This is a genomic window from Paenibacillus sp. 453mf, assembly GCF_900116105.1.
GTDB lineage: Bacteria > Bacillota > Bacilli > Paenibacillales > Paenibacillaceae > Paenibacillus > Paenibacillus provencensis.
The window spans coordinates 1-20,163 of the sequence record NZ_FPAC01000004.1 but is presented as its reverse complement, the minus strand read 5'-3'; the positions used below and the strand labels follow the sequence as shown (position 1 = coordinate 20,163).

Here is a 20,163-nt window from a genome sequence, read left to right as displayed (position 1 = left end):
TTTTATATTTCTAAGCGGCCGAGGTTACACAGTTCAATAGTTAAGTTAACAATTCATTACTACAATTTGGTAGAGCGAATAAATAATATACAACATCAGGGAGAGGAGAAAAAAATGATGATTCGTTGGTATCACAGATCGGGACAAGCTTTTCTTGCCTTTCTGCTGGCAGTACTGTTCGTGCTGCAGCCGCTGGGCAGTGTTTATGCAGCGATGTCAGAAGCACCGGATACGGCGTTCGGCCGTGTTGTGGATGTAAGAAAGACAGAGCTCGCCCCAGGCGCAGAGTACACTTGGTATGACATGGAGATCGATCGAGGTCTCGAAAAAATGCATTTTGTCGAATTTAATCCGGATTCACCCCATTTGGACCTGCGTGCAGGAACAAAAGGTGGATACGTATATGGAATGGAAGGCGTGTCGGAAATGGCCGAGCATACAGATGCTCCGGGCAACCGTGTAATCGCTGGCATTAACGGCGACTTCTATGACCTATCAGGCTACGGAACAGGGGTACCGAATGGCCTGTTTGTTGATCAGGGCCGCATCTTGAACAGCGGTTCAAGCTCTTTTGCCTTTGGGCTCAAGGAGGATGGTACGTCGGTTTACGGTAAGCCTAAGCTGACAATGTCGGTGACTATTGACGGCACCCAGACCAATCTGACGAGCATAAATCGTTACAGAGAGAGCAATCATCTGACTCTATATACACCGGACTTTTATACATCCACGAAAACAAACGCATCGGGCACCGAGGTTGTGCTGCAGGTGCTGGAAGGGGATGTGAAAAGTGGACAAACCATGAAGCTGAAGGTGCTGGAGGTTCGGGCGAACCAAGGTGACGCACCGCTTGCTGAAGGCACCGTTGTCTTGTCTGCATCCGGAACGAAGTTGCCGATTGTCAGCTCTCTGGCAGCAGGCGATGAACTGACGGCCAGCTTCCAGCTGGATGGTGAATGGCAGGATGCAAGCATGGTCATCAGCGGCCAGGGACCACTGGTAGAGGACGGTGTTGTTCAATCTGGCGTGGGTCCAGAGGGCGTGCACCCGCGTACGGCGATTGGAACGAAGGCTGATGGCTCCATCGTGCTGTTTGAGATCGACGGACGCGCACCGGGGTTCAGCGAAGGCGTGACTACAGAGGAGCTTGCTAATATTCTGGCTGATATTGGCGTTGTAGACGCTATGAATCTGGATGGAGGCGGTTCTTCTACATTCGTGGCCCGGATGCCGGGCACATCGGATGTGCAGATGCTGAACCGTGGATCTGACGGTGGTGAGCGTGCAACGGGCAACGGCCTGCTGCTCGTGAACACGGCGCCGGAGGAAGCTGCATCGAGGCTGGCTATAACCCCGGGTGAGGAACGCGTATTGGCGGGTTCTTCTTACAAATTTGCAGCCGCAGCGGTTGATCGGGCAGGTCATCCAGCTGATCACGAAGGCGCTATCACCTGGTCGGTATCCCCTGATTTGGGGACTATTTCAGAAGACGGGGAATTCATTGCAGGACAAAATGCCGCAGCGGGTCAGGTTGTCGCATCTGCAGGCGGTCTTGAAGGTACGGCAGAAGTGGAGATTGTGGATCAGATTACGGAGCTGCAGTTTCCGGATGATATTAAGACGTATAATACCGGCGTTAATGAGACGCTAACGGTAACGGCACTGCGGGACGGTCAAGTCATTCAATTAAGCAATGATGTATTGGAGTGGCGAGTAGAAGGTAATATTGGCACCATTGATGACAAGGGCGTGTTTCATTCGACGAATGAGGGCGGCCAATCCGGTACTATTACTGCCAGCTACAAAGGCATCGAGACCTCGATGGAGGTTAATGTAGGGGTACCGCCGGTTGTGCTCGAAGAGTTCGAGAGCATCGAGAACTATAAAGCCAGTGGAGCGGCATATAATTCGGTCGAGGTTGATTTGAATACTGACCCGGATTACATCCGTTCGGGGGACGGTTCGATTAAGCTCTCCTATGATTTTGTCGGTAAGATAGGTACATCGGGAGCTTATGTATCCGCGAACAGCAAAGCAGAAAATATTCAAATTCCCGGATACCCGCAGAAGATTGGAATGTGGGTATATGGCGACGGGCAAAAGCACTGGCTGCGGGCACAAGTACGTGACGGCAACAATGCGGACTTTGCCATTGATTTTACAGGTGCCGATAATGGTGTGGATTGGACAGGCTGGAAGTATGTTGAGGCCAATGTGCCGGCAGGAAAAACAACACCGCTCACCATGGACTTGCCGGTACGCTACATGGAGACCAATAATAACAAAAAGACGGCAGGTGCAATCTATATTGACCAAATCCGGGCCATTTACGGCCCGCTTGACGAGGATCACGAGCCGCCGGTCATTACGGATTTATCCCCAGCTGAAGATACAACGGTAACGACAGGCACACCAGTCATTCGCGCACATGCGGCTGACGCCGGCTGGGATGCAGAGGTTCACCCCGGAACGCCCCTTATTGATCCGGACAAGATCCGGATGTATATCGACGGTGAGCAAGTAGCGCATACGCTGTATCCGCCGGAAGGCAGTATCAGTTATACGCCGCAGCTACCGCTCGAGGACGGTTATCATACGGTGAAGCTTGCCGTCCGCGATCTTTCCGGTAATCAGACAATTAAGGAATGGAATTTCACTGTAGATACAGGAGCTCCCAAGTTCCGTTATACTACGCCAGAGCAGGTATATGCGGGACATACTTATACAGTTAATATTTCCGCTGACCAAGTGGATCAGCTGATCGGCGGTCATCTTGAGCTGGGATTCGATACAGCATTCGTTAAAGACATCTCTGTTCAGAAAGGAGATAAGCTGACGGAATCGCAGTTAACTCACTCCGTTGACACTGAGACAGGCGTCGCTCGCTTGCAGTTCAGCGGTCTGGAGTCGGCTTCTCTCACTGATGAAGATATCGTCGCTCAAATTACGTATACCGTGAAAGGCACAGCCTCCGGAATGAATCAAATTGCTTTCCGTTCATCCGAGCTCGATCTGATTGATTCGACTGAGCCGAAATCTTATCGGGGAGCGTCCTTGAAGTCCGAGATCAAGCATGAGCTGTTACTTCAATGGGACGAAAATATCGCGCAAAATTATGTTACCACCTTTTCAGTAACCGATGAGAATGGCAATCCGGTAGAAGGCGCCAAGCTGTTTGCAGATGGAGCTGAAGTCGGGGACGGGACGCTCGTTACAGATGCATCAGGTCAGCTTCGTACAGGTCAGCTCACGGAAGCGTTGAAGAGTTATGATGTGCAGGCGATTAAAGATCAGCAGCACAGTCTGGTTTCGGAATTTACTACCTCTGCGCTTGCAGGTACGGAAACACCTTACAATATTTCGGTCGGCATGGGTGAGGACCCGACCACCTCGCGCAGCTTTAACTGGCACACACATCCAAGTGTAAATGAAACGGTTGTAGAAATCGCAGAAGAAGCCGGCTTTGCAGGCTTTGATCAGCCGGGCGTTATCCGTTTGAACGGCGATAGTAAACTGTTTAATACACAGGACATTGGCACCATTCGTGTTCATAAAGCGAATGCAGACCGGCTGAAGCCAGGAACGGCTTACATATATCGTGTAGGCGATGGTGCGGAGCATTACAGCGAGCAAGGCTCCTTTACAACAGCGCCGGATACAGGTGATTATACAAAGTTCCTAGTTTTCGGGGATTCGCAGGCTGCTGATCTTGCGGGCTTTGAGCTGTGGGGCCGTACGATGGATGCCGCTAATGCGGAGCACCCGGATGCCGAATTTATGGTTCATGTAGGGGATATGGTCGACAATGGCTTCAAGGAGCAGGAATGGAATTGGTGGTTCTCTGTAGTCCAAGAAGAGCTGATGAATCTTACAGCTGTTACCCTGGTAGGTAACCATGAAGTCACAGGTACGAAGAAGAACGGGGATTTCCTCGCGCATTTCAACCATCCGCTGAATGGTACCGAGAATCAGAAGGGAACAAACTACTCCTTCGACTATAAAAATATGCATATCTCTGTTCTGAACAGTGAATATGATATTGAAGAGCAGAGGGCATGGCTTGAGGCCGATCTGGAGAATACGGATAAGCAATGGAAGCTGGTCTTCTTCCACCGCGGTCCGTATGCGAGCATTTACGATACAGAGAATGTACGTACTGCGTTGACTCCGGTGTTTGACAAATATAATGTGGACCTGGTCATGAACGGGCATGATCATATTTATTTACGTACTTATCCGCTGAATAACCAGGAAATTGTAGGTGAGCGTGAGGGTACGACGTATATTATTCCGGGTTCCACCGGTCCGAAGTTTTATGAGCGAACCGTGCGGGATTTCCAAAATGTTGTCGTAGATAAAAAGATACAAATGTACTCCTCCGTTGAAGTGGACGGAGATACGCTGACGGTAACAACCAAAACGGTCGATGGCGAATTAGTGGATAAAGCTGTACTTGAGAATCCTACGCATACTGTAGAAGCTCCTACAAGTGAAATTCAAGTAGGCGAAGAATTACAGCTCGGTGTCAGCGGCATGCTGCCTGAAGATATGGAATGGTCCGTTTCGGAACCATCCGAAGAACAGTTGGAAGAAGGATTAGATGGATTAGTTGAGGTCTCCGAAAGCGGCGTTGTGAAAGGAATAAAGAGTGGAGAGGTTGTCATTCGTGCAACAAGCAAGTCCTCACCGAATCGATTTGGTGATATTAGACTTCATATTACCGAGTCGGAAGCGCCGGTGGCTATCGAGCTTAAAGGGAAACCATGGCTGAAGCCTGGAGAAACAGATACGACGGTTGTCGAAGCTGTCTATGCTTCTGGAGAGCGCATGCCGATAACGGAAGGCGTTCTATACCAAAGCACGGATCCAACTATAGCTGAGGTGGACGAGCTTGGAGTAGTATCAGCACTTGCAGAAGGCACGGTCCAGATTAAGGCAGAATATGCCGGGCTGACCGATGAATATAATTTGCAGGTCAATGAAGAGCAGGTAGAGCCTGAACTTGCCTACATCCAAATCTCCGGTCCGGAACAGCTCCATGTTGGTGAAACTTCGACAACAGTTACGCAAGCTGTCTATACGGATAACAGCTTGCACCCTCTGACCGAAGGCGTGCAATATACGAGCAGCGAGGAAACGGTGGCGGCAATCGATTCCGAAGGCACCATTACTGCATTACGTGAAGGTGTAACGGTCATTTCAGCGGTGTATGGGGAGTTTAGCAATGCATTCACCCTCACGGTGTTTTACGAGGACAAGCCTGCAGTTCAATTAGAAAGGATTGAGCTCACAGGCATTCCATTGAAGCTTGAACTGAATGACACAGCAAGGGCTGTCGTCAATGGTTATTACAGTGATGGCACTGAATCGGCGGTCACTGAAGGCGTGACATTCAGCAGCAGCAACAAAAATGTGGCTGGAATTGATGCGAATGGTGTTATCCGTACGCATCACACGGGCGAGACAGTGATTACGGCGGTATATGGAGACGAGTCTGCGTCTCAAGCTTTGCGTGTAGAAGCGTCAGACCCTGATGATGACAACAGCGATAATGGAAGCAATGAAGATAACGGAAACAGTAATGGCAGCGGTGAAGGAGAGGCAAGCGATACACCGGGTCGCCTTATTGTGTCAGAGGAAGATCTGAATGCACTTGGCTCAGAGGGGCATATTCAATTCTCAATGGGCAGCAATGCATTCACTGAGCTTGTGATACCGGGCAAGGCAGCCGAGCTTGCCGAAGGTAAGACAATCACGGTTCAGGCCAATAACGTAAGGGTTGCGATTCCATCGGAAGTACTGCGGAGGTTTGCTGATCTGGCATCAGATGAACAGCTGGCAGACAGCACCATAGTACTGAGAGCAGCAGCTGCTAATGATGCCGATGTCTCCTCCTGGCTAAGTCAGGCAGAAGACCGGTACGCAGCAGCTCTTCAAATGGGAGCAGCATATGACCTCACGCTGTCCCTAGAGCCAAGTAACGGTGAAGTAATAACGCTCAATGAATTCGAGAAGCCTATCGTTATTTCACTTCCTGTTCCGGAAGGAGCTGAACCTGCTTTAACCGGAATATACTACGGAGAGAGCAACGGTTCCATAACTTATATAGGCGGAACGGTTCGGAATGGCTGGGTTACAGCAGAGCTGAATCATTTCAGCTTCTACGCAGCGATGGAGTATAATAAATCGTTTGCTGACCTGTCTGCAGGCCATTGGGCGGAATCGGCTGTGAAACAGCTTGCGGCAAGGCAGATTGTCGAAGGCACGACCATGGAACGCTTCGAGCCGAATCGTACAGTTACTAGAGCTGAATTTGCAGCCATGCTGGCAAGATTGCTAGATCTTGAAGGAGAAGCGCAAGAAGACTTTACAGATGTATCCTCAGATCAATGGTTTGCAGATGAAGTAGGCTTGGCAGCGAAAGCAGGGATCGTACAGGGCTATGCAGATGGTTCATTTGCTCCTGGGCAGAGGATTACTCGTCAGGAGATGGCTGCTATGATCGTTCGTGCATATACGTACCAAACAGGTGAAAAGCCAGAATCAGGCGATACTGGCTATACAGATCTGAAGGATTCTCCTCAATGGGCCGTACAAGCAATCAAAGCTGCCCATACGTTAGGTATGGTGACCGGCTTCTCGGCAGATGAGTTCAGGCCGCTTGGCGTGGGTACTCGTGCCGAAAGTGCACAAATGATGTATAACCTGGCTAACATTTTGAATCAATAAGTTGTGCTAGAATGAAGTTAGTTACTACCCCCGGCTTGTGTAACGACATAAGCCGGGGGTTCTTTTATACGCATATGATCAGGCAGGGGATAAGCAATTGTTTTTCGAATACGATGGAAGATTGTTATCTGCGAAATGATTTAATTCAAATATTTGGTTGACATTGATTACCCTCATGCATATAATACAATTAACAAATTGATAATTGTTAATAAGTTGCTTGAGGAGATTATAGTCATGTCTAACACAGAAGCAATGGAACAATACGATATCAGAAAGTATAGAACACCGGATGGTTATACTTCAGACATTGCTGTGTTCACGATTGTTCCCGTTCGAAATGAAGAATTCAAACCCCCGGTGATGGATTTAAGAATTATGTTGATCCAGAGAAGCATGGTAAATAGTGAAGGCAAGCCGAATATAGAGGCTGGGAAATGGGCACTTCCTGGTGGGTTTGTCGATCCTGAGGAAACGGCCTTCCAGAGCGCGGAGCGCGAGCTTCACGAAGAAACAGGAATACAGAATATTCATCTGGAGCACTTTGGCGTGTATGATAAACCGGGTCGTGACCCGAGAGGCTGGATTATCACGAATGCACATTTTGCCATCGTCCCAGAGCATAAGCTGTCCGCAAGGGAAGCGAATGACGATGCAGCAGATGTTCAGCTGTTCTCGGTCAGCGAGGTGCTTGAGCTCGATCTGGCGTTTGATCATGCAATCATTATCAAGGACGCAATACAGGTCATTAAGGAGAAGCTGCTTGAGACAACGGTTGCGAAACAATTCCTGCCAGCGGAATTCACGTATTCCGAGCTCCAGGCCGTTCTGCTTACAGTCACGGATGATTCGGCAATTACGTTAGAGGCGGCCTTTGCAAGAAAGATCAAAACACTGCCTTTTATTCAGGAAGTAGCGGGGCAGAAGACGACGAGAACTTCGAAAAGGCCGACACAGCTATACCGTTTTGTAGACGTGTCCCTGAATAAGTCGATCTATCATGCGAAGCTATAATCCCTTGTCCGGCAGCACTTTGCAATAACGGTTGTGAAGTGCTGCCAGGATAATTTGGGGATAGGACTTATGAGCAGTAACATAAGAAGGTTTTTATTACCTTATTAATTAACAATTAATTAATAGTTAAATTAAATAATAAAGGAGTTGTTATTGGTTAATGATGAACAATAATAAAAAGAAAGCCCTCATCCATATTGATTACACGCATGATTTTGTGGCTAGTGATGGTGTACTGACCTGTGGTGAACCTGGGCAGATCAGCAGTAGATGCTTACAATAAAGGCTATCAATTCGTTGTTCATGAGGATGCGGTTGCTAGCTTCAATACAGAGGGACATGATTGGGCAATTGGACATTTTGCAGGAACACTCGTTGCAGAGATCTATAGAAATGGAGGAATGATACGATGAACAAAATCGAACTTACGCAGTTACAGCATCAGGATGACAGTATGGCACTGCATACGGATAAGTATCAGATTAACATGGCAGAGGCTTATTGGCGGGATCATATGCATGAGCGCAAAGCCGTCTTTGAAGTATATTTTCGTAAGCTGCCTTTTCAGAACGGATATGCTGTTTTTGCCGGCTTAGAACGGGTAATACGTTATTTGAAGGGCTTTTCCTTTACGGAGAGCGATCTTGCGTATCTGCGCGAGGAAGGTTATGAAGAAGCTTACCTTGATTATTTGCGAGGATTGAGATTCACGGGTACAGTGCAGTCGATGCAGGAGGGGGAGCTGGTATTCGCGAACGAACCGTTAATGCGCATTGAGGCACCGCTCGCAGAAGCACAGCTCGTGGAGACGGCCATTCTGAACATCGTTAACTTCCAAACGCTCATTGCGACCAAGGCGTCCCGGATCAAGCAGGCTGCTGGAGCCGATTCATGCATCGAATTTGGAACACGGAGAGCACAGGAGATGGATGCAGCGATATGGGGAACCCGGGCCGCTTATCTTGCAGGATTTGATGCCACCTCCAATGTGAGAGCAGGGAAGCTGTTTGGCATTCCTGTGGCAGGAACCCATGCCCATTCGATGGTTCAAGCGTACCGGGACGAATATATGGCATTCCGAAAATATGGAGAAACTCATCAGGATTGTGTATTTTTGGTTGATACTTATGACACGCTGAGGTCAGGCGTACCTACGGCGATTCAGGTTGCGAAGGAGCTTGGTGACCGGATTAACTTCAGAGGAATTCGTTTAGACAGTGGGGACCTGGCTTATCTATCCAAGGAAGCTCGCAGAATGCTGGATGAAGCGGGATACACGAAAGCGAAGATCTACGCATCCAACGATCTGGATGAACAAACGATCATGAATCTGAAGTCACAAGGTGCACGAATAGATGTCTGGGGTGTAGGAACCAAGCTTATTACCGCTTACGATCAGCCTGCACTAGGTGCAGTATATAAGCTGATTGCTATTGAGGATGAGAACGGACAGATGGCAGATACGATCAAGATCAGTTCAAATCCTGAGAAAATTTCGACCCCTGGCCGGAAAAAAGTGTACCGGATTATCAACAAAACGAATGGCAAATCGGAAGGCGACTATATTGCACTCGAGCATGAGGACCCCTCCAAGGAAGAACGTCTTCATATGTTCCATCCTGTGCATACTTATATAGGTAAATTCGTGACAGAGTTTGAAGCCAGAGCGCTTCATCATACGATTTTTGCAGACGGGGAATTGGTGTATAAGCTTCCGACCCTCCAAGAGAGTCGAGACCTGCTTATCCGTAATCTAGGTCTGCTGTGGGATGAATATAAGCGGGCACTGAATCCGGCAGAATACCCGGTTAATCTAAGCAAGGCATGCTGGGATAATAAAATGAAGCGGATTGAGGAAGTGAAGCAAAGAGTGGCCGCAGCGATGAAAGAGTAGGAGGGGCATTCGGGTGGCGAAATAGCTCATGCTATGACTATATTAAAAACCATCACTTATATGAATGATTTCATTTCATTACACATCACACATAGGAGGAACCAAGAAATGAATACACAAAAAGAAATTATGGAAGCACTGAATGTAAAGCCTAGTATTGTGGCAAGTGAAGAGATCAGCGCAAGAGTGAATTTCCTGAAGGATTACTGCAAAAAGACAGGAGCCAAAGGATACGTGCTCGGCATCAGTGGAGGACAGGATTCTACCTTAGCAGGGCGGCTTGCTCAGCTGGCGGTTGAATCGCTCCGTGAGGAAGGATACGAAGCACGCTTTACTGCGATTCGTCTTCCCTACGGTACCCAACTCGATGAGGCAGATGCCATAGAAGCACTCAAGTTTATTCAGCCAGATGATGCGGTAGTGTTTAATATTGAAGAGCCTGTCAATGCATTCGCAAGTGAGTATAGCTCAGCTTCGGGAGAAGCTCTGGCAGATTATCACAAAGGAAACGTCAAGGCCAGAATGCGCATGATTGCGCAATATGCTTTTGCAGGCGAGCGAGGAGCCTTGGTCATAGGTACGGATCACGCAGCAGAAGCGGTTACGGGATTCTTCACCAAGTTTGGTGATGGGGGTGCAGATATTCTTCCACTCACTGGACTTTCGAAGGGGCAAGGACGGGAGCTGCTTAAAGAGTTGAACGCTTCTGAGCGCTTGTATTTAAAGACTCCGACAGCGGACCTCTTGGACAATAAGCCTCAGCAAGCAGATGAGACCGAGCTTGGAATTACGTATGAGGAGCTAGACAGCTACCTGACAGGAAATCAGGTGGATTCGGATTCTGTTACGAAGATCGAAGCGCGTTACAAGGCTTCACAGCATAAAAGAGAGCTGCCGGTTACTCCATATGATGAATGGTGGAAGTAAGGTGTAATGAAAAAAGAGCTTCGAAAGCCCACTACTTCAAGGGTTTTCGGAGCTCTTTCTTTAGAGTCAAACCTGCATAGGGCTGCTCTTTAATTCATAGATTTTTTGCAGAGTATTGATGTGGGTTGTCTTCTCGTCATCATCCTCTGAGTGGAGATACCACTCCACAAGCCTGTACCCGAATAGAAGAAGGATCATCTCGTAGACGCAATGATCGTTGACATGGGATAGTACCGCTTCCTTTGATCAAGCGTCAGGAGAGATCATCGGAACCTATCAAGAAGAGTATTCCACATGAGGTGAAAAAATTTTATTTCTTTTGGCTCGTTGCGATTGACGATAGATCCGATTCTTTGGTTGTTTGAAGGAAATTCAATTGATCAAGTCTTTACTGGAATGACAGTATATTCTGGGTTGTTTGGAATTAGTCGAATCATTCATTTGGTTTCAGTAATTACTGCACGGATATTAATGTATCGTCCGTCAGCTAATAATTACTTTCAAAGCTCTATTGCTGCATAAGTGTTATAATCTTCTATATCTGTAACTCTATAGAGAAGGGAGCACCATTTATGAACCAAAGACCGTCAGAAGAAGAATATTCCGGAGACATCGGCGAGTATATCCGGTTGGTGCCGGAAGGCAGCATCATCGACATTCTGCTCGCTCAGGAAAAGCAAATGACCGAACTGCTGGCATCGTTGACTGAAAGCCAGGGCGCGTATCGTTATGCGGAAGGGAAATGGACGCTAAAAGAAGTCGTGGGCCACATTGCGGACGCGGAACGCATTATGACCTACCGCCTGCTCCGGTTTGCTAGAGGAGACCAGACGCCTCTGCCCGGTTTCGACCAAGAGCTGTTCATACCTCCATTCGGAAGCTGGACAATCGCGCAATTGGCCGAAGACTACAGGGCCGTACGGCAATCGACGATCACGCTGCTGCGCGGGTTACCGGTGGATGCCTGGTCTCGAAACGGTACAGCCAACAACGTCAACATTACGGCACGCGCCATCGCGTACGGTATCGCGGGACACGAACTTCATCACATGGGAGTCATCCGTAATCGGTACTTGAGTTAGTCGTTTGAAAGATCGGGACGGAAGCTGCACGGATAACGCGGCTTCCGTCCTTTCTCTATGGCATGCCCTTCCTGCCCCGGATACGAAACTTAATTGTGCACAAATAGTTGCGATATGGAATCTTGGCATAACTATACTTCTGTTAAGAGGAGGGATCAGATGGATTGGCTTATGCGAATGAATCGGGCATTGGATTACATCGAATTGAATCTAACCGGCGAGATTGAATTAAAGGAAGTTGCTCAATGTGCTTGTTGTTCAACACACCAGTTCCAGAGAATGTTCTCATTCATTACAAATGTGTCGCTGGCGGAATATATAAGAAGGAGGCGGCTTACTCTTGCTGCAATTGAATTGCAGAATAGTGAGATGAGAGTTGTTGATATCGCTATAAAGTATGGTTATGAATCTCCGGTTTCATTTGCAAGGGCATTTCAATTGTTGCATGGTGTTAATCCAGCGATGGCCCGAGAAGAAGGGACTGCCCTCAAAGCCTATCCTCGGATTTCCTTCCTTATTTCAATTAAAGGGGAAAAGGCTATGAACTACCGTATCGAGACAAAAGGATCCTTTCAAGTATTCGGAATCGAAAAAATATTTCAATTAAACGGAGTAGATACTCCGGCAGAATTATGGAAACAAAGCCATGCTAACGGCGAGGTTGAAAGGCTTGCGGCCAATGCAGGCGACTTACCAGCCTTTATTAATCAGGACTATCATAAAGTACATGCTGTTTGTAGCTATAAAAAAACGGAAGAGGATACTTTCCCATACATGCTGTGTGCATTTAAGGATGAAACAAGTAAGACCGATGGTTACACAAGTATTACGATACCAGCACAAACGTGGGCGATCTTCTCATCTGATCCGTTCACATGGGATAAATTTGATGAAACAATTGAAACATTATATAAGCGATTTTTTTCGGAGTGGCTTCCTACTGCAGGATATGAACAGGTTGACGGAATGGAATTTGAGATTACAGGAAGTAAAGATGGACTTAATTTTATTGAGCTATGGTTTGCAGTCAGAAAATTAATTTAGTGGATTGTTTAAGAATATCTTCTTAGAATAGTTCGCAATAAAAGGAGCAAGTTTGCCGGTTGGTAGCTGCTCCTTTATCAGTATAGATCCTATTTAATAGAGTAGTGTTGATTAACTGCAATAAGCTCAACTGTTAGTTGAGTCTATTTAATAATTGTCCCTTTTCTTTAGACGGATTGTCAACTCAAGCGCGACAGTTCGACCAGGTAGCATTGAGTTTTTCTTTGATCCGATTAGCTAGTTCCTGTGTCCATTTCCCAGCAGAAACAGAGGCTTTGCACCGCTGTGTATAGCCTTCTTGAGAGAATTCTGCACGGTATGGCTCTTGAGTTCTGTTTCTCCGGAGCTCTCGTGAAATCGTAGCATGGTGCCTGTTCAGTACCTTGGCAAGAAAAATATACAACGATTTATGAAAAAGGGTCATGCGCAATGATTATTACTGGGGATTTGAGCCTAATTCAGTATGTACAAAGTGATTCAATTAATGCCCCCAAACAAGCACAGTTAAAAGAGATGGATATAATACGAGTTTAAGATTAGTAAAAATCACTATATAGCGGAATGTGATTCACATGTTTGGCTAAAGGATGTGTTATTAAAATGAATTATTTCATTGGAATTTCCCTTCCACATGATTACAAAAGAAAGATAGCGGCATTTCGTGATCGTTGGTCCAATAATCGTATTAATGATGTAGCGGAGCCACACATTACTGTGAAAGCGCAGGGGGGGGCTTACAGCAGATTAACATTGGTTAGCAAATGTTAGACAAACATGCTCTTTAATGCAGGGATTTCAACTATCATTATCTGAACCGGGATCGTTTGGAAGTTCTGTTGCATTTCTGAGTGTTGGAACGAACAAAGATGTACTCGAATTACATAAACGCTTGGTAGATGCGATTTCTCCATCTCAGGAACTTTTAGATGATTATTTTGAAATGGATAAATATCATCCTCATCTGACTTTGGGACAAACCTACTGGGGTTTGAACGAGACAGAAATTCAAGAAATGAAGCGGTTAGCAATTGATGAATTAGCTCCTTTTCCAACCTTTGCTGTCAATAATGTACGTGTATATAAAGAAGTTGAATCAAACAAATACGTTCCATTTGCAGATATTCCATTGGGTATTTCAGCAAAGTGAGCTCAGTATAACCCATTAGTGTAATAATTCAAACGACGAGGTGTTAGAATGGGAACAGATAAGATGCACGTCGACGAAATGGAAATTGACGAGGCGCTCGTACGCCGTCTAATTCTCGACCAGTTTCCCCACTGGGCAGAGCTAACCCTGGAGCGGATCGAGCCAGCGGGTACAGTAAACGCCATCTTTCGGCTGGGTGACAAATATTCCGTTCGTCTTGCAAGGCGGGAGGGACCTACGATACCAGAAAGTCGCGAAATGCTGTGGCTGCCGAGGCTCGCGCCATTAGTTCCGCTTGAAATCCCTGTACCTATCGCGCAAGGGCATCCGAATCTCGATTATCCATGGTTTTGGGAAATACATACGTGGGTTGAGGGGAAGACAGTACCGATTGAGGAGATTGATGCGAGTCAGGCAGCACGTGATCTTGCAGATTTCGTTGCAGCCCTGCAACAAATCAATTCATCGGGGGGACCGCCGGGACGCGGCATTCCATTAGCTCAGCGAAATGAAGAGTTTCAATACTGGCTGGCTCGGTTCGATGGCGATTCTGCAGTGGCTTCTGTGTGGGAATCGGCGCTGGCTGCACCCCCCTGGAACGGCCCACCCGTTTGGCATCACGGCGACCTTGATGTGCGTAACTGGCTCGTGCGCAATGGACGCATTACGGGTGTGATCGATTGGGGTACGATGGGCATTGGAGACCCTGCATGCGATATCATGGTCGCCTGGAAGTTACACTCGCCTGCGGCCCGTGATGCGTTCCGCAAACATCTTCCGACGGACGATGCTACGTGGGCAAGAGCCCGTGGATGGGTCGTATCGCAGGCAGTGGCAGTGCTTGCCTACTACACGCCGGAAAACAATCCAGTTCTGTACCATGAGGCAGAATCCTGGCTCGACCTAATATTGTCTGAATGAAGGAAAATATAATTTCGATAACAAAATGGAGCAGTTTGCCACTCAGCAGCTGTTCCATCTATTATTTATTTTCTAGCAAATATCGCACTTCATATTGAATCTTTTCTCTGACAGAATTTCATTAGCTGTTGAAAAGATTGGTGCTTCACAGGAAGATTATCATGAGGTTGAAAAATTTCTTCAGGCAGCAAAAGGCAGGCTCACGGAAGACGAATTCAAGGAGTATATAGAGCTGACCAAGCAGTTGATGCAATTAAAGCTAAAGATTAGCGATGAAAATGGGATCAGAAATGAAGAGAAGCTGACTAAAGAAGAACAACAACAGTGGGCTAAACTCACATCCAAGCTGGAGCCGTATTTCGAGAAGATCAATGGAATCGTCAAGCCGTAGAACCCTTTGCGAATTTATTTTGAGTGAAAAAATGCAAAAGGGCTGATACTAGAAACTAGTTCAGCCCTGATCCATAACATTTGCTTTATTTTGCTACAACATGTGCGATGACACGATCTTCATTGTAAGTGACAGTAACGTCATAACCATCGGCAGTTATACGATCAAATTGACCTTTAATTCCACCTGCAGTAATTAACGTAATATCTTTAGAACCCTCAATCTTATAGTTAGAGAGATCCAGACTCAGGCTTCCACCCGCAAGATACAGCATTTTATTGACTTGAATTTGACTGTTGTCATCATCCATGACCATTTCCAAGGTTCCGTTGTCCATGGTAAAGTTTCCGTTTACTTTCAATGCTCCATCGGCGTTAACTAGGACCGTTCCATTCTCCACATACAGATCACCGGTACCAAAAGCGGTCGCAGATGCAGCTTCCAGAGTTCCAGCTTGCAGTAATGTTCCGCCGGTGTAGCTGTTTTTTCCTGTAAGAGTAAGGGTTCCTGATCCCTTCTTCGTAAGCATGCCGGCACCACTGATATCATTTCTCCACCAGTCTTGTGCGTTAAAGCGTCCTTTGGAAGCGTCCATATCCACAGTTACATTGTCTAGGAACGCACCGTACCCATCCGCAGCCGTGACGAGATCCAGTCTGCCCCAGCCGTTGGATTCGTCCAGTACAGGATAACCAGAGTCAATGGATGTGGTATACAATACTTCTCTGCGCTGCTCATCGGTTAAATAAGGTTGACGCGTTTCGAGTAAAGCTTCTGCGCCTGCTGGCACTTCAGGAGCCAAGCCTTTGATTCCGGTTTGAGGCAGGCCGTAAGTAAGCTTCTCTCTGTAGAAGGCTTTGTTGGCGTCGTGATCTGCCCATTTTGTTTCATCATACGCACTCTTGAAGGTATAATCCTCTGTTACGGTATGCGCATAGTCGTACAGGCTCATGTTTTTTGCCGCTGCGGCTGCGCCAAATACCTCTCCTGCATTTTCATACGCCTTCTCTAACAATTCTTGGTTCTCTTCCATATTTAATGCATATGCCGTCATGGCTGTAGCTTGAATTCTTGCACCAATCACATCAAGCGGTGAGTGCATTCCGGTTACGATTCGATTTTCGCCCATTTGAGCAGCTCTGGTTAAAAATTCAGCGTATCGTTCTGGTGTAGCGTAGGCAAAAGGCAGAACGGATAAGTACGATGCACTTGTATGTCCGCTTGGGAAAGCACCATCTTTACCTATTCCATCCTCCGCTTCTCTTCTTACATAGCTCAATGCAGGAATAACCTCAACTTCTGTTTCATACGATTGGAAATGTCTTTCTCCGGTTGATTTTGTTCCGCCTGAAGGCAAGGGCTCGTCTGTAGCTTCACCTTCACCCAGCGTTTCCCATACAGGCAAACCGTTCTGATCCACGACCTCTTTAACCTCACCGCTCGAATTCATTCTCCATGGTCTAGGAGAAGAGTAGAAGTATTTTGCAGGATTAGATGAGGCAGGGATTTTGAAACGAACGAGATCCACTAGAGCGACCATATCTGCAAGCTCGCTATTGGCCCAATCGCTGCCGATCCCCTGGCTTTGGTCTTCCGCGGTGGTCTCTGTCAAGACGACATCCATTTCATCGATATTCCGTTCAACGCTTGTCACTGGCTTGATGATATCTACATAAGTGTTAGCCAGAGGGCCAAAACCATCGATCATACTATAGATCTTATCTCTTTGGTCATCATAGTAGGCTGCCAATGCCTCTTCATCAGTACGTTTTTGCGTAACATCTTCTACATATTCGATATTCGCAACCCAGGTCGCCTTATTTCTGATCTCGGTGTTTGCATAGGTTTTCTTATCTGCAACTACAGCGCCTGCATCATTTTTATACCCATCATAATATACGGTAGGTCCGTCTCCGTAATTGGCAACCTCTCCATTGACTCCAGGAGTAGTTAGCGCTGTTCCATTTCTCCAGGCTGGTTGGTTCAAGGACCATACCTGATCAAAACCGTCCAGAATTTGAATGAATGGATTCGTTGCGACCGTGTTCTTTAATGTGGCGTCTGCTGCATTTGCACCATGCTGTACTGCAGATAAAGTAGCCTCAGCCGCAGGAGGGGCAACATTCAGCTGGTTTCTTGTTCCAACGGGTTTAGATGGTTTAGCACCTACTTGGGTATTCGTTTCCACAGCATTAACCAATATTTCGACTGCTTCGGCACGAGTGATGGAGTGAAGAGGTTTAAAGCTTCCATCTTCATATCCGGATATCATGTTGGCCGCCGTCGCTGCACCTACAGCCCCTTTGCTCCACGCTGCAATGGAGGATGAATCGCTAAAGGCATCTGCAGCTTCCTCATTCTCCTCCAAGTTCAGAATTCCGGCGATGATCACTGCTGCTTCTTGACGGGTTAGCGAATTTTGCGGCTTCATCGTTTGATCCGAATACCCGCTTATATACCCAGCGGCACTGGCTGCAGCAACAGCTTCATAGTACCAGGCATCCGCAGAAACATCTTTGAAGCTAACCTTGGTTTGTCCTGAATATCCAAAAGCAGCATTTACTAAATTTATAAACTCGGCTCTGGTGATGGAGTTGTTCGGTTTAAAGGTGCGGTCCAAATATCCTCGTACCAATCCTTGATCGATCCAGGCTTGGATTTTTGCTTCTGCCCAGTGTCCCTTAATATCGGAGAGCTGAACCTCCGGGTTCGCTGCGAAACTCGTACCGGTAAGCGATGAGCTTGCCATAGATAACATTAGAAGAAATGCCAGTGATTTTTTTGTTTGCTTTCTCATAGCTGTAACAACACGCCCCTATTCTTGATAATTGAAATTTTTCTACATGCACCAGCAAATGATGAGAAAGTCTCCATTTCAGATGCCTGTTACGCCGTTACTTTAGCATTTTGGGGACTCAGGGAGCTATAGAACAATTTCCGCTTTATATCAAAATCGTACGATTTGGGCGTTTTGTGACTCAAAAGAAAGAGGAAATCGTACATTTGTAAAATGGACTGCAGTGGTTTGTAAATTGAGGGAAAAGATAGTACAAGTAGATCCAATTATATGGAAGGGGGATGGTTACTATGATACAAAGAAAATTCCGATTAGTTATCTAGTTGTTGATTCCACAATTAGAAGTAAAGGAATTGGAAAGGAATTAGAGGAATTTGCCACTGCTTCTGCCAGAAAAAGGGGATGTGACAGAATCCAAGTTCATTGTCATTCCAGAAGAATAGATGCTCATCGATTTTATGAGCGACAAGGTTTTAAGGAGGCTCCTAAGTATTTTTCAAAAATGTTAGACAACGACGAACCAAACACTAACATTTAGCTAATGTACGAATGCTTTCCCCTTCTCTATTTTGTGCAACTGATTCTATCCGAAAGCCTAGAACAGATCATTGTAGGAAATGAAAAAGATATGTCAGCTGCTCTTTTTTCTTTAAGTAAACGGGCAGGAATGTTGGGAAATGGAAAAGAATACATAATTTAGCTTCCCAAAATAGGTAGATTAACTAAAAGGAGTAACTTTTACAATGAAGGATTTACAAAGTTTTGTTTCAGATTACACGAAAGATAAGAAACATCTACATCTTGTTATCGGGATTATTAGGGAGGGAGATATTGAATACTTTTCGTTTTGTAATAGTAAAAAGAAAAGCATGGTTCCTCCTGAGAATATGTTGTTTGAAATCGGATCCATAACCAAAGTTTTTACTTCAATACTTTTATTAGAAATGGAACAGGAAAAACTGCTTTCCTCGGATGACATGGTTGGTAAGTTTGTGCAGAATGCTGAAAACGATTATTTGAATAAAATTACCTTGAGAAGCCTGGCTACTCATACCTCTGGATTACCTATATTGGCAGCCAACCACAATTTGGCTAAAAAAAGATCAAATCCTTATTCAATGTATACCGAGCAAGATTTAACTGCTTTTTTATCTAATGCTGACTACACAGATAGCATTGGTTCGTTTGGATATTCCAATATCGGTATGGCGATACTGGGAAACATTCTATGTAAGGTGTCAGGAAGCAAGTATGACGAACTGTTAAAAAAATATATAACGAGTCCATTAAAAATGAATGAGACAGCCGTTATGCTTAATTCAGAACAGGATGGCAGGTTTTTGAACGGACATGCTTCAACTGGGAAAAGAGTCCCTCATTGGGATCTTTCTATACATGAAGGTGCTGGGGGGATTAAGTCATCTGTTAGCGATTTGAGTTTATTTGTCCAAGCCAATCTAAATGATGATAATCCGATAGCCTCTACACTACAAAAAAGTCATCTCCCTATATGGATAGGAAATTCAAACCGTTATTTTGGCTGGGGTGAGGATAAACTTCTAGATAAAGATATCCTCTGGCATAACGGGGGTTCAGCTGGTTTTAATAGTTATCTAGCTTTCAACAAGGAACTCCGTGTAGGAGTTGTATTGCTATCAAATTATTCTTTTTTCTCGAATTCTCTTATGGATTATTATTTTGCTCAATTAATAAAATGGATTACTAAAAAAGAGCCTTCTCAAGGAACTATGATAGACTCTACAGGTAAAAAAATATTTGAAGCAATCATATGTGAGAAAAGTCATTAAAGTAACGGAGACGTGAAGAATAGCAGTATATATTCAGGGCAAGCGATACATAAAAATGTTATCTAATTTAGTGGACTTTTATTCATTAAGCTCCCTCAATATAATTCGTTTTCCTCACTCAAGCTCATGAATTCGTAGGATTTCATCCCTTGTTTAATTCGAAGAAAGAGATGTTTGAGGAGCTGGTAGTCAGTTAAAGGAGAATTGGGCATGCAGAAATAAAGGGTGAGCATTAATCACCCAAATTATTCCATATTTGCACGTCTCCACTTCGCCTTAGTGATTCTCACTCCCATGTCTCAACGGGTCCAAGCCCTATCATTCCTTCGTCACATCTTAACCAAGGGGTGGAGGTCGGTCTTTCTAACGGAACGGGTCCGAGCCCTTTTGTTTAACGTCTCCCGATACT

At 45.9% G+C, this 20,163-nt stretch carries 12 protein-coding genes and 1 pseudogene; 11 read left to right on the top strand and 2 right to left on the bottom strand.

The window, feature by feature from the left end; translation table 11 throughout:
• The first annotated feature begins 114 nt into the window (after window positions 1–114).
• The 7 genes and pseudogenes from BM415_RS17660 to BM415_RS17630 all read left to right on the top strand — a co-directional run bounded on the left by BM415_RS17660 (window position 115) and on the right by BM415_RS17630 (window position 12,690).
• On the top strand, window positions 115–6,729 hold the full coding sequence (locus tag BM415_RS17660; protein ID WP_139237012.1) for an S-layer homology domain-containing protein: 6,615 nt from the start codon (window positions 115–117) through the stop codon (window positions 6,727–6,729).
• A gap of 237 nt (window positions 6,730–6,966) precedes the next feature.
• The gene (locus BM415_RS17655; RefSeq protein WP_091160307.1) at window positions 6,967–7,743 is read left to right on the top strand and encodes an NUDIX hydrolase; all 777 of its coding nucleotides are present in this window, start codon (window positions 6,967–6,969) and stop codon (window positions 7,741–7,743) included.
• A gap of 160 nt (window positions 7,744–7,903) precedes the next feature.
• Window positions 7,904–8,156: pseudogene (locus BM415_RS17650) on the top strand (isochorismatase family protein).
• Window positions 8,153–9,637, top strand: coding sequence for a nicotinate phosphoribosyltransferase (locus BM415_RS17645; RefSeq protein WP_091160304.1), 1,485 nt, complete (start codon window positions 8,153–8,155; stop codon window positions 9,635–9,637). Before BM415_RS17650 ends, BM415_RS17645 begins: the two are co-directional and overlap by 4 nt.
• 108 nt (window positions 9,638–9,745) lie before the next feature.
• A complete protein-coding gene (gene nadE, locus BM415_RS17640) occupies window positions 9,746–10,564 on the top strand; it encodes an ammonia-dependent NAD(+) synthetase (protein ID WP_091160303.1) in 819 nt (272 codons plus the stop codon).
• A 572-nt stretch (window positions 10,565–11,136) separates the two neighbouring features.
• Complete coding sequence (locus tag BM415_RS17635; RefSeq protein WP_091160301.1) at window positions 11,137–11,646, top strand: DinB family protein; 510 nt, start codon at window positions 11,137–11,139, stop codon at window positions 11,644–11,646.
• A gap of 159 nt (window positions 11,647–11,805) precedes the next feature.
• Window positions 11,806–12,690, top strand: a complete 885-nt coding sequence (locus BM415_RS17630) for an AraC family transcriptional regulator (RefSeq protein WP_091160299.1) — start codon at window positions 11,806–11,808, stop codon at window positions 12,688–12,690.
• Between the two features lie 184 nt (window positions 12,691–12,874).
• Here BM415_RS17630 and BM415_RS24800 read toward each other — a convergent pair whose 3' ends face one another.
• Window positions 12,875–13,114: a helix-turn-helix domain-containing protein gene (locus BM415_RS24800; protein ID WP_139237011.1), complete on the bottom strand. Its 240-nt coding sequence runs from the start codon at window positions 13,112–13,114 to the stop codon at window positions 12,875–12,877.
• A gap of 360 nt (window positions 13,115–13,474) precedes the next feature.
• On the opposite strand from BM415_RS24800, the gene BM415_RS17625 reads away from it, so the two are divergent.
• The 3 genes from BM415_RS17625 (at window position 13,475) to BM415_RS17615 (ending at window position 15,149) form a co-directional block, all read left to right on the top strand.
• Window positions 13,475–13,837 (top strand): 2'-5' RNA ligase family protein, encoded by a 363-nt coding sequence (locus BM415_RS17625; RefSeq protein ID WP_244533523.1) that lies wholly within the window; start codon window positions 13,475–13,477, stop codon window positions 13,835–13,837.
• A 48-nt stretch (window positions 13,838–13,885) separates the two neighbouring features.
• Window positions 13,886–14,758 carry an aminoglycoside phosphotransferase family protein gene (locus tag BM415_RS17620; protein ID WP_091160297.1) on the top strand — a complete coding sequence of 291 codons (873 nt, stop codon included), beginning with the start codon at window positions 13,886–13,888 and terminating at the stop codon, window positions 14,756–14,758.
• A gap of 94 nt (window positions 14,759–14,852) precedes the next feature.
• The gene (locus BM415_RS17615) at window positions 14,853–15,149 is read left to right on the top strand and encodes a DUF3600 domain-containing protein (RefSeq protein ID WP_244533521.1); all 297 of its coding nucleotides are present in this window, start codon (window positions 14,853–14,855) and stop codon (window positions 15,147–15,149) included.
• A gap of 85 nt (window positions 15,150–15,234) precedes the next feature.
• Here BM415_RS17615 and BM415_RS25845 read toward each other — a convergent pair whose 3' ends face one another.
• A complete protein-coding gene (locus BM415_RS25845) occupies window positions 15,235–17,946 on the bottom strand; it encodes an S-layer homology domain-containing protein (RefSeq protein WP_091160295.1) in 2,712 nt (903 codons plus the stop codon).
• 743 nt (window positions 17,947–18,689) lie between these two features.
• Between BM415_RS25845 and BM415_RS17600 the strand changes: the two genes are divergently transcribed.
• Window positions 18,690–19,754, top strand: a complete 1,065-nt coding sequence (locus BM415_RS17600; protein ID WP_091160291.1) for a serine hydrolase domain-containing protein — start codon at window positions 18,690–18,692, stop codon at window positions 19,752–19,754.
• Window positions 19,755–20,163: the final 409 nt, after the last annotated feature.

Coding starts and splice junctions, on each gene's coding strand:
- BM415_RS17655 (WP_091160307.1), top strand. CDS start 6,967: ATGTCTAACACAGAAGCAATGGAACAATACGATATCAGAAAGTATAGA.
- BM415_RS25845 (WP_091160295.1), bottom strand. CDS start 17,946: ATGAGAAAGCAAACAAAAAAATCACTGGCATTTCTTCTAATGTTATCT.
- BM415_RS24800 (WP_139237011.1), bottom strand. CDS start 13,114: ATGACCCTTTTTCATAAATCGTTGTATATTTTTCTTGCCAAGGTACTG.
- BM415_RS17630 (WP_091160299.1), top strand. CDS start 11,806: ATGGATTGGCTTATGCGAATGAATCGGGCATTGGATTACATCGAATTG.
- BM415_RS17625 (WP_244533523.1), top strand. CDS start 13,475: ATGCAGGGATTTCAACTATCATTATCTGAACCGGGATCGTTTGGAAGT.
- BM415_RS17660 (WP_139237012.1), top strand. CDS start 115: ATGATGATTCGTTGGTATCACAGATCGGGACAAGCTTTTCTTGCCTTT.
- nadE (WP_091160303.1), top strand. CDS start 9,746: ATGAATACACAAAAAGAAATTATGGAAGCACTGAATGTAAAGCCTAGT.
- BM415_RS17600 (WP_091160291.1), top strand. CDS start 18,690: ATGAAGGATTTACAAAGTTTTGTTTCAGATTACACGAAAGATAAGAAA.
- BM415_RS17620 (WP_091160297.1), top strand. CDS start 13,886: ATGGGAACAGATAAGATGCACGTCGACGAAATGGAAATTGACGAGGCG.
- BM415_RS17635 (WP_091160301.1), top strand. CDS start 11,137: ATGAACCAAAGACCGTCAGAAGAAGAATATTCCGGAGACATCGGCGAG.
- BM415_RS17645 (WP_091160304.1), top strand. CDS start 8,153: ATGAACAAAATCGAACTTACGCAGTTACAGCATCAGGATGACAGTATG.